The following is an 11,597-nucleotide window of genomic DNA, read 5'->3' as shown; positions in this document are numbered from 1 at the left end:
GTAGTTGCTGATGAAGAAGCTACTTACGGATTCAAAGATAGTGATGATATAGAAGAAATTAAAAATAATATAGCAGGCTTACAAGCGGAAATGATGGAAGCTGCACAGAATCTACAGTTTGAAAGAGCAGCAGAGCTTAGAGACAAAATAAAAGAGCTAGAAGAAAGGATTAAAGATTAATGGAAGATAAAATCGTAATTAAAGGTGCAAAAGAACATAATTTAAAAAATGTTGATCTAGAACTTCCTAGAAATAAATTTATAGTTTTTACTGGTTTATCAGGATCAGGAAAATCTTCGCTTGCATTTGATACTATTTATGCAGAAGGCCAGAGAAGATATGTAGAAAGTTTGTCTGCTTATGCAAGACAATTTTTAGGACAAATGGAAAAGCCAAACGTTGAATATATCGAAGGTTTATCACCTGCTATATCAATAGATCAAAAAACTACATCAAAAAATCCTCGTTCAACAGTTGGTACTGTTACGGAGATATATGATTACTTAAGATTATTATTTGCTAGAGTGGGAGAGGTTCACTGTCCTGTATGTGGAGATAAAATAAGTCAAATGACTATTCAAGAAATAGTTGATAAGATGTTAGAGTTTTCGGAAAGAACCAAGTTGCAGATACTATCACCTGTAGTAAGAGGTCAAAAAGGTACTCATAAAAAAGTACTTGATAATATAAAAAAAGAAGGCTTTGTAAGAGTTAGAGTAGATGGAGAAAATTACGAAGTAACAGATGACATAGATTTAAACAAAAATCAAAAACATAATATAGAGGTAGTAGTAGATAGAATAGTAATAAAGCATGGGATAGAAACTAGATTAGCAGACTCTATAGAAACAGCTGTAAAGCTTTCTGATGGCTTAGTGATAGCTCAGATAATAGATGGAGAAGAGATAATGTTTTCTACTAAATTTGCATGTCCAGAACATGGAATAGGTATAGAAGAACTATCTCCAAGAATGTTCTCATTCAATGCTCCTTTTGGTGCTTGTGATGTGTGTAATGGTCTAGGTGAAAGTAAAGAGGTAGATCCAGACTTAATTATACCAAATGATGAATTATCTATAAAGCAAGGTGCTATTGCAGCCTGGGGATCAGTAAGCAATAGTGACGACACATACTATAGTAAGATGGTAAAAAGTTTGGCTGAACAATTTAAAGTATCTTTAGATACACCATTTAAAGATCTACCAGAGGACTTTGTTCAAGAATTACTTTATGGTAAAGACAATGTAATGGTAGAATTTGTATATGAGTCTAAGTTTGGTGGAAGAAGAGAATATAAGGCTCCATTTGAAGGTGTTATAGTAAACTTAGAGAGAAGATATAGAGAGACAAGTTCAGATTATGCTAGAGAAAAAATAGAAGAATACATGGCAGAAAGACCTTGTCCAAAATGTAAAGGAGCGAGACTTAGAAGAGAAGTACTTTCTGTTCTTGTAGATGGAAAAAATATAATGAATGTAACAGATTTTTCTGTTAACGAACTTATAAATTTTATAGAGAATATAGAGCTTACTGAAAAACAAAAATTCATAGCTCATGAAATATTAAAAGAGATAAGAGGTAGAGCATCTTTCCTAAGAGATGTAGGTCTTGATTACCTAAATCTATCTAGAAAAGCAGGGACTTTATCTGGAGGGGAAGCTCAACGTATAAGACTTGCGACTCAGATAGGATCTGCGCTAGTGGGAGTGCTATATGTACTAGATGAACCAAGTATAGGTCTTCACCAAAGAGATAATGACAGACTTATAGCGACATTAAGACATCTAACAGATTTAGGAAATACGTTGATTGTAGTAGAACATGATGAAGATACTATGAGAGAGGCTGATTATGTGGTAGATATAGGTCCACATGCTGGTATTCATGGTGGGGAAATAGTTGCCCAAGGTACATTAGATGAAATATTAGAAAATCCAAATTCTATTACAGGACAATATCTAAGTGGTAAAAAACAGATTCATGTTCCAGAAGAAACTAGAAAAGGTAATGGAAACTTTATAGAAATAATTAAGGCAACTGAAAATAACCTAAAAAATTTAAATGTTAAATTCCCTCTAGGAAAATTCACTTGTATAACTGGAGTATCAGGATCAGGTAAGAGTACTTTGATAAATGATATTTTATACAAAGGTGTAGCAAGTAAAGTCAATAGACTTAGAGAGAGACCAGGTAAGCATAAAGAGATAAAAGGGATAGAAAATATAGATAAGATAATAAGTATAGATCAAAGTCCGATAGGAAGGACTCCTCGTTCAAATCCAGCAACATATACAGGTGTATTTGATCAGATAAGAGATTTGTTTGCAGCAACTAATGAGGCTAAGGCTAGAGGTTACAAAAAAGGAAGATTTAGTTTCAACGTAAAAGGTGGAAGATGTGAAGCTTGTAAGGGCGATGGTATAATAAAAATAGAAATGCACTTCTTACCTGATGTATATGTACCTTGTGAGGTATGTAAAGGAGAAAGATATAACAGAGAGACTTTACAAGTTAAGTATAAAGATAAGACTATATCAGATATACTAGATATGAATGTAGAAGATGCTCTTAATTTCTTTGAAAACATACCTAACATAAAGAGAAAGCTTGAAACACTAATGGATGTAGGTCTATCTTATATAAAATTAGGTCAACCTTCTACACAATTATCAGGAGGAGAAGCTCAGAGAATAAAGTTAGCTTCAGAATTAAGTAAAAGACCTACAGGAAAAACTTTATATATTCTAGATGAGCCTACTACAGGCCTTCATATGGCGGATGTGGATAAGCTTATACATGTACTGCAAAGGCTAGCAGATACAGGTAACACAATAGTCGTTATAGAGCATAACTTAGATGTTATAAAGACTTGTGATTATATAGTAGATTTAGGACCAGAAGGTGGAGATAAAGGTGGTATGATAGTTGCCACAGGTACACCAAAAGAAGTTTCTAAAGTAGAAGGTTCTTATACTGGACAATTTTTAAAGAAATATTTTGAATAGAAATATAAAAGGGATATGATAATTATCATATCCCTTTTATATTGAGAATTTCAATTTGCTTACTTTATATCTCTCGCCTATATATTTTATAATTGGGGATATGGGCGGATTAAAAAATAAATTTTATCATCAGTTCTAAACTGTTACAGATCCGGGATTATTTTCTCTATCAATAATTTCTTTTTCATATTTTTGTAACTCTGGTTCAGATCCAAATATAAAGTGACCAGGTCTTATTTCTACCCATTTAGGTTGGTGGGAAGAGTAGTCGTGGCAACTAGGGTCATACTTTATACGTATTCTAGTTTTTTCGTAATCAGGGTCTGGAAGAGGTATTGCAGATAGTAATGATTTAGTATACGGATGAAGTGGATTAGTATACAAATCATCAGCATTAGCTAACTCTACTAACTTACCTTGATGCATAACTCCTATACGGTCACTTATATATTTAACCATTGAAAGGTCATGAGCTATAAATAAATAAGTATAGCCATTTTCCTTTTGGAGCTTTCTAAGTAAATTTACAACTTGTGCTTGTATAGAAACATCAAGTGCCGATATTGGCTCATCAGCTATTATGAATTTTGGTTCTATAGCAAGAGCACGGGCTATACCAATACGCTGTCTTTGACCACCAGAGAACTCATGAGGATATCTACTTGCATGCTGTTCATTAAGTCCAACTGTTCTTAAAAGTTCATAAACTCTTTTAGTTCTTTCTTCCTTAGTTTTATGAGTACCATGAATATCAATACCCTCAGCTATAATATCCATTACAGTCATACGTGGATTTAAAGATGCCATAGGATCTTGGAATATCATTTGCATACTTCTAGCTAAGAATTTCTTATCATCTCTGCTTAATTTAGAAGAAATACATCTTCCATCGAAAGTGACTTCACCATCAGTTGGGTCATAAAGTCGTATAATAGTTCTGCCAGTTGTAGATTTACCAGAACCAGATTCTCCAACTAAACCAAATGTCTCACCTTCGTAGATATCAAAAGTTATATCATCAACAGCTTTAACTGTTGTATGCTTATCTATAGGGAAGTGCTGTTTAAGAGATTTTACCTCTAATAATTTTTTCTTACTCACCTGAAGCCACCTTCTTTCCTCCGACGTTTATAGGTCTTTCTATTTTTGGTGCCATTGGATGTAATAACCAAGTAGCAGCGGAATGTGTATCACTAATTTTAAACATTGGTGGTTCTGCAATTGAATCTATTTTAAGTGCCTGTGAGTTACGTAGAGCAAATGCATCTCCTACAGGTGGATTCATCAAATCTGGAGGAGTACCAGGTATACTATATAAGTCATTATCACCGATATCAAGGCTTGGCATAGAACCTAGAAGACCCCAAGTGTAAGGATGTCTAGGATCGTAGAATATATCACTAGAAGTACCAACTTCAATTATCTTACCAGCATACATAACGGCAACTCTATCTGCCATATTAGCAACAACTCCAAGATCATGTGTGATAAATATTACGGCAACGCCGGTTTTCTTTTGTATATCTTTCATAAGTTCAAGTATTTGAGCTTGTATAGTAACATCAAGAGCAGTAGTAGGTTCATCAGCTATAAGAATCTTAGGATTACAAGCAAGAGCTATGGCTATTACGATACGTTGTCTCATACCACCAGAAAACTGATGAGGATATTGTTTGAATCTTTTTTCAGGGAAGGTAATACCAACAAGATCTATAAGCTCTATAGCTTTAGTTCTAGCTTCTTCTTTGCTAGCACCTTGATGTTTTATAATACCTTCCATTATTTGTTTACCTATTGTCATAGTAGGATTTAGAGAAGTCATAGGATCTTGGAAGATCATAGCTATATCTTTTCCTCTTATACTTTCCATATCTTTTTCTGATAATTTAGTTAAGTTTTTGCCTTCAAATAAAACTTCCCCATTTTTTATATATCCATTTGAAGAAAGTATTCTAACTATAGTTTTACAAGCAACAGATTTTCCAGAACCGGATTCTCCAACTATTGCAAGTGTTTCGCCTTTATGTAAATCAAAAGTAACTCCTCTTACAGCTTGAACTTCTCCGCCGAAAGTTTTGAAGTTAACACATAGATTCTTTACTTCAAGTAATTTCTCCATAATCTCATCTCCCTTATATATTATTGATTACGCATTTTAGGGTCAACTGCATCTCTTAAACCGTCTGCTAATAAGTTTAAGCTAAATATTAATAAACATATTACTACTGATGGTATTAGCATCATATAAGGATGAGTCTGGAACGATTTAAACCCATCATTTATTAATACACCAAGAGAAGCATTAGGTGGTTGTAGACCTAAACCTATGAAGCTTAAGAATGCTTCGTAGAATATAGCACTAGGTAATGTAAACATTATCATAACTACTATCTGACCTATAACATTTGGTAATAAATGTTTCTTTATAAGTTTAATATCTGAAGAACCTAGAGTTTTAGACGCTAAAACAAATTCCTGATTTTTAAGTCTAAGCACGTGAGAGCGAACAACTCTAGCCATACCAGTCCATCCTGATATTGCCATGGCTAGTGCCATTGATAATATACCTGGATCAAATACCATAATAAATAGTGTAAGTATAACTAATGATGGTATACCAGTAATTACTTCGATTATACGTTGCATTATTATATCTACTCGACCACCATAATATGCAGATATACCACCATATGTAACACCAATCAATAAGTCGAAGGTAGCAGCAATAAGAGCAATGAATAGAGATACTCTAGCTCCAGTCCAGACTCTAGTCCATATATCACGCCCAAGAGCATCAGTACCGAATAAGTAAGTTTCTTCTATATTTTTTTCTGCATAAACATCTTTACCATCTAAAGAAGCTCTACCATCCATTACTCCTAGGGATGATACTATAGGGAACTTAGGAGGAACTTTAGCATGGTATAAATTTTGCTTATCATACGTGAACTTTGATAATATCGGAGCAAATGCAGCCATTAATACTATAAAAGTAAGTATTACAAGACCTACAACGGCTCCTTTGTTTTTAAATAATCTCTTTCTGGCATCTTGCCAGAATGTTAAACTAGGTCTAGTTATAGCTTCACTTTCTTTTGAATCTATAGAATCTAGAGTAAACATGTCTTCAGTTAGAAGAACTTCATTTCCATCTACGACAACTTTATCTAACATTATGCTTTCCCCCCTGCTAAACGTATTCTAGGATCTATTACACCGTAAAGAATATCAACTATTAATATAGTTACTATGTAGAATGCACTGTAGAATATAGCAACACCAGATATAACAAATAAATCATTAGTACTTATAGCAGTAACTAATAAATCGCCAAGTCCTGGAACTGCAAATACTTTTTCAACAACTAATGATCCTGTAAGTAAGCCAACAACTAAAGGACCTATAACTGTTATAACTGGAATTAAAGCATTTCTTATACCATGTTTGATTACTACAGTAAAATTGCTTAATCCTTTAGATTTAGCAGTGATTATGTAGTCTGAATTCATTACTTCAACAAGCTCGGTTCTAGTAAAACGAGCAACATTTGAGATTGTGAAGAATGAAAGCGCTATAGATGGAAGTACTGTCCAAACATATCTGAAATCAGAACCTAATGGAAGGCCCCAAGCTATAGGGAATAATTGAGCTTTTAAACCAATATACAATTGTAGCACTGCTGCAAATACAAACGATGGAACAGATACACCTATTACAGAAACAATTGTTGAACTATAATCCCAAAAGCTATTTCGGTTAAGTGCAGCTACTATACCGAGTGTAAGACCTATGGTAGTACCTATTGCTAATGACTGAACCCCAAGCATAGCCGAAGGAAGCATACGAGTTTTAATTATGTCTTCAACATTTTTATTGTCCCATTGGAAAGAAGTACCTAACTTACCTTGGAACACTCCAGTCATATACTTTGCGAATTGAACCGGAACTGGAGCATCTAATCCATATTTTTGGTTTAGAATTTCGATTTGAGTTGCGTTAAGTTTTTGATCATTAAATGGTGTACCTGGTAAAAGTCTTACTAGAAAAAAAGTAACAGAAATAACTACTAATAACGTGGCGATCATGTATCCTACACGTTTTAATACATAGCGAAACATCGCTACACCCCCTTTGAAATGTTAAAAATCTTATATAAAATTTGGAAAATAACTTCTATAATGCATAGCAAAGAAGTATATCTAAATTTAGAAGACAATAAATATGTAGTTAAATAATTTTATATATTTGTAGTGTATTTTATGTAAAAAAAAAACTAGATAGAAGATTAAAAATATATATTAAAACTTATTAGTGTGGTTAATGATGATATGATAAGTCCTGATGATAATAATGGTACTGTGTAGATGAAACTATTTTCTCTATTGGCGTAATCCTCTATTGTGATACTTGTTTCATCAATTAGTACACCTTTTCTTTTTTGTAGCTGTTGAGCTATTTTATTAAAAGAAAATAAAGCGATATTAAAAAATCCCTTTTCCCAAACAAAGCATAGAATCCCACATAGTAAATATAACATACCTATTGTAAAGGAACTATTTATAAAAGAAAAAGATTTAAAACCTACAAATATAGAAAAGAATAGACTAAAAAGTAAGTTTATTGCAACTAATGTCGAAAATTTCTTCATTTTTCATTTCCTCCGATTTATTTTATTAATAAATGATTGTACTATTATTCTAGCATAAAATCAAATATTTATAAACGATTAAAATTTTTTAAAAAATTAAAAAATTAAAAAAACTTAGTGTTTTTTTAGAAAAGATGATATATAATTAATTTTAAGAACGAGAGAAAATAGGGGTAGAGGAGGAGTTTAATCATGGTTTTAAGAAAAAGATTAGCACTTTTAGCATCGGTAGCTGTATTAACTGCTACAGGATTAGTAGGGTGTAGTAGCTCAAAAAGTGGTGGGGGAGAAGGCGAGCCATATGCAGTGCTTGCAAACAAAAGCGCAAGAACGGCAATAAATCTTGCAATTGACAAACAACAAATATGCGACGTGTTACTAGCTAATGGATCATTCCCATCAAGTGTATTTACTCCGTCAGGTTTAGCAATAAATGATGGTAAAGATTACACTGACTTAACTAAAGACTTCGGATATGAGCATAATGATGAAAAAGCAGCTGAAGAATGGTCAAAGGCCAAAGAAGAAGTAGGATTTGACACTGTAAATCTTGAAATATTAACATTTGATCAGGATATTTCTGTAAAGATGGCAGAATTCCTTCAAGCTGAAATACAAGAAGCATTAGAGGGAACTACTGTTACAATCAAACAACAACCTTTCAAACAAAAATTAGAGACAGAAAGTAAAGGGGATTTCCAATTATCTGTTGCAGGATGGTCAGCAGATTATCCCGATCCATTAACGTTCTTAGATATAATGATGACTGGAAAGCAATATGCTAAGCAAGTTGGATACGATAGTCCTGAATTTAATAAATTAATCGAAGAAGCAAAACATGCAGCTACAGTAGAAGAATCATGGGCTAAGTATGCAGAAGCTGAAAAACTTATGTTAGAGGATGGCTTTATGGCACCTTTATACCAAAAGAGTATATCTTACTTAGAGCAGCCTTATGTTAAAGATCTTATTCGTCAGCCATGGGGTGCACCATTAGCACTTAAATGGGCAAGTGTAGAGGGTAGAGATAACACTATTAACATGACTAGAGGATCTGATATACCTACAATGGACGTAAGTAAAACTACAAATACAGAGTCTTCTTTAGTAATAACAAATACTATGGAAGGTTTATATAGAATGGATAAAGATAAAAATGTATCTCCAGGTATGGCTACAGAACATACGGTTTCTGAAGATGGATTAACTTGGACATTTAAGCTAAGAAAAGATTCTAAGTGGTCTAATGGCGACCCTGTAACAGCTAAAGACTTCGAATATTCTTGGAAGAGAACTATAAACCCTGAAACAGCTTCTGAATATGCATGGATAATGTACGATATAGTTGGTGCTGAAAAAGCTAACTTAGAAGGTGGAAGCCTTGATGATGTTGGTGTAAAAGCAGTAGATGATCATACTCTAGAAGTTAAGTTAACAAGACCAGTTTCTTATTTCGATAAATTAATGTCATTTACTTCATTCTATCCACAAAATCAAAAAGTTGTTGAAGAGCAAGGTGACAAATATGGAACTACTTTAGAATCTGTAGTTTATAATGGACCATTTACATTAACAACTTGGAAAATGGAAGACCAATATGCTTTAACTAAAAACCCTAACTACTGGGATGCAAGTACAGTTAAGTTAGATAAAGTAAATGTAAAGATTACTAAGGATACTAACACTGATGTTAACTTATACGAAGGTGGAGAAATAGATATGGTTGGATTAAGTGCTGAATTTGTTGAAAAATACAAAGATGATCCAAACTTCAAGACTATGGACGATGCTTCTATATTCTACCTACAAATAAATGGTGGAAAAGACGCATCTAAATAATAATACATAGTATTATTAATTCACAATTATTGAAAAAGCTGATGATTTAATCATCAGCTTTTTTTATGAATAATTATATTTATTTACTGTTTGCTTTTAGGGTATAATTTTATATAGAAGATTAAATTTTGGAGGTGATACTTTGTTTGATATACAAGATCATTTAAAAAAATTACCAGCTGAGCCTGGTGTATATTTAATGAAAGATAAATTTGATAATATAATATATGTTGGGAAAGCTATATCATTGAAAAACAGAGTAAGACAGTATTTCCAATCATCTAAAAATCACTCTTCAAAAGTAAAATCTATGGTTAAGAATATATATAAATTTGAATATATTATAACAGATTCTGAACTAGAAGCATTAATACTTGAGTGTAATTTAATAAAACAGTACAGACCTAAGTACAATGTTTTACTTAGAGATGATAAAACCTACCCTTATATAAAGGTAACTACTAACGAAGATTATCCAAGGGTACTAAAAGTTAGAAGAGTATCAAAAGATAAAGCTAAATATTTTGGACCATATACAAATATATCAGCTGTAAATGATACATTAGAGATTATAAGAAATACCTATCCAATAAGGACGTGCAATATAGATATAGAAAGAGCTATAAAAAATAACATGAGACCTTGCTTGAATATGCATATAAAAAAATGTGTAGGACCGTGTACAGGACAAGTATCAAAAGAAGACTATCATAAAATGGTAGATGAAGTAGTACTATTTTTATCTGGAAAAGAAGAGAAGTTAATAGAAATACTAAAAGAAAAGATGAATAAATGTGCTATGGATTTTAACTTTGAAGATGCAGCTATTTATAGAGATAAGATAAGAAGTTTAGAAGAAATGATACAAAAACAAAAGATAGATGCTTCTACTACAGATTTAAATCAAGATGTAATTGCTATGGCAAGAGCTCATGATGAAGCTTGTGTTCAAGTATTCTTTGTAAGAAATGGTAAGATAGTAGGTAGAGAACATTTCATATTAGAGGGAGTGATGGATAGCCCAAGAGAGGCTATACTAGGATCTTTCGTAAAACAATTTTATATGGAACAAGAATATATACCTAAAGAATTAATAATAGAAGATGAAATAGAAGATAGTTTTATACTAGAAGAATGGCTGTCTACAAAGAAAGGCCAAAAAGTAATAATAAGGGTACCTCAAAAAGGTGAGAAAAAAAATCTTGTAGAAATGGTAAGAAAAAATGCCGTAGAGTATTTAGAAAAATTCTCCGATATGAATAAGCGTAAATATGAAAAAAGCCTAGGTGCATTAGAAGAATTAAGACAGATACTAGGATTAGAACAAGCACCTAAAAGAATTGAATCATTTGATATCTCTAATATACAAGGTGTAGACTCTATTGGATCTATGGTAGTATATACAAATGGAAAAAAAGATAAAAAAGAGTATAGAAGATATAAGATAAAAACTGTAATAGGTCCTAATGATTATGACTCCATGGCAGAAATAGTTGAAAGACGCCTAAAATATGGAGATCTTCCTGATTTAATATTATTAGATGGAGGAAAAGGTCAGGTAAGTGCAGTAAAAAAGGTATTACAAGCGAATAATATAGAAATTCCTCTATGGGGAATGTATAAGGACGATAAACATAGAACAAAGGGGTTAATTTCCCAGGAAAAGGAGATAGAGCTAGATAAAACTTCTAATTTATATAGATTTGTCGCAAGTATACAAGAAGAAGTTCACAACTATGCAATTACTTACCATAGAAGCCTAAGAAATAAAGCTTTGACAAAGTCTGTTTTAGATGATATACAAGGTATAGGAGAAAAAAGGAAGAAAGCTTTATTGAGTCACTTTAAAGATATAGATGCTATAAAGAAGGCTACATTTGAAGAATTATTAGAAGTAGAAGGGATGAATAAGGCTTCAGCACAAAGTGTATACAATTTTTTTAGAGAGGGACAGTAAAATATGAGTATAGTAGATAGGGTTTCAATATCAGAATTAATAAGGGAATTAGATTTAGAGGTAGTTTATATGCCTGAGAATACAGATTACTATGTGTATACTCAAGATATAAATAGACCGGGATTACAATTTGCAGGATACTTTGAAC

9 protein-coding genes and 1 pseudogene are annotated in these 11,597 nt (G+C 32.4%); 5 read left to right on the top strand and 5 right to left on the bottom strand.

What is annotated here, in order from left to right; genetic code table 11:
- Positions 1–180 (top strand): UvrB/UvrC motif-containing protein (locus CHL78_RS18100; protein WP_147295851.1); only part of this gene is annotated, 180 nt, incomplete at its 5' end.
- The gene (gene uvrA / locus CHL78_RS18095) at positions 180–3,005 is read left to right on the top strand and encodes an excinuclease ABC subunit UvrA (protein WP_094367322.1); all 2,826 of its coding nucleotides are present in this window, start codon (positions 180–182) and stop codon (positions 3,003–3,005) included. The genes CHL78_RS18100 and uvrA, both read left to right, overlap by 1 nt.
- Before the next feature lie 135 nt (positions 3,006–3,140).
- Here the strand turns inward: uvrA and CHL78_RS18090 are convergent, their stop codons facing one another.
- The 5 genes from CHL78_RS18090 to CHL78_RS18070 form a co-directional block, all read right to left on the bottom strand.
- On the bottom strand, positions 3,141–4,106 hold the full coding sequence (locus CHL78_RS18090) for an ABC transporter ATP-binding protein (RefSeq protein WP_094367323.1): 966 nt from the start codon (positions 4,104–4,106) through the stop codon (positions 3,141–3,143).
- Complete coding sequence (locus tag CHL78_RS18085; protein ID WP_116041663.1) at positions 4,099–5,124, bottom strand: ABC transporter ATP-binding protein; 1,026 nt, start codon at positions 5,122–5,124, stop codon at positions 4,099–4,101. Before CHL78_RS18085 ends, CHL78_RS18090 begins: the two co-directional genes overlap by 8 nt.
- A 20-nt stretch (positions 5,125–5,144) precedes the next feature.
- Entirely contained in the window at positions 5,145–6,179 is a 1,035-nt protein-coding gene (gene opp3C / locus CHL78_RS18080) for an oligopeptide ABC transporter permease (protein ID WP_094368956.1), read from the bottom strand.
- Positions 6,179–7,123, bottom strand: a complete 945-nt coding sequence (locus tag CHL78_RS18075) for an ABC transporter permease (RefSeq protein WP_094368957.1) — start codon at positions 7,121–7,123, stop codon at positions 6,179–6,181. The genes opp3C and CHL78_RS18075 overlap by 1 nt, the downstream gene beginning before the upstream one ends.
- A gap of 167 nt (positions 7,124–7,290) precedes the next feature.
- The gene (locus CHL78_RS18070; protein ID WP_094368958.1) at positions 7,291–7,653 is read right to left on the bottom strand and encodes a DUF3899 domain-containing protein; all 363 of its coding nucleotides are present in this window, start codon (positions 7,651–7,653) and stop codon (positions 7,291–7,293) included.
- Between the two features lie 192 nt (positions 7,654–7,845).
- Between CHL78_RS18070 and CHL78_RS18065 the strand changes: the two genes are divergently transcribed.
- The 3 genes and pseudogenes from CHL78_RS18065 to CHL78_RS21530 form a co-directional block, all read left to right on the top strand.
- Complete coding sequence (locus tag CHL78_RS18065) at positions 7,846–9,492, top strand: ABC transporter substrate-binding protein (protein ID WP_094368959.1); 1,647 nt, start codon at positions 7,846–7,848, stop codon at positions 9,490–9,492.
- 142 nt (positions 9,493–9,634) lie between these two features.
- Positions 9,635–11,449: an excinuclease ABC subunit UvrC gene (gene uvrC / locus CHL78_RS18060; protein ID WP_094368960.1), complete on the top strand. Its 1,815-nt coding sequence runs from the start codon at positions 9,635–9,637 to the stop codon at positions 11,447–11,449.
- 3 nt (positions 11,450–11,452) lie between these two features.
- A pseudogene (locus tag CHL78_RS21530) lies at positions 11,453–11,597 on the top strand (HPr(Ser) kinase/phosphatase); the annotation flags it as partial.

The sequence above is a fragment of the Romboutsia weinsteinii genome, assembly GCF_002250835.2.
GTDB classification, from domain to species: domain Bacteria; phylum Bacillota; class Clostridia; order Peptostreptococcales; family Peptostreptococcaceae; genus Romboutsia_A; species Romboutsia_A weinsteinii.
The sequence above is the reverse complement of the archived record's forward strand: the minus strand, read 5'-3'. Positions and strand labels throughout refer to the sequence as shown.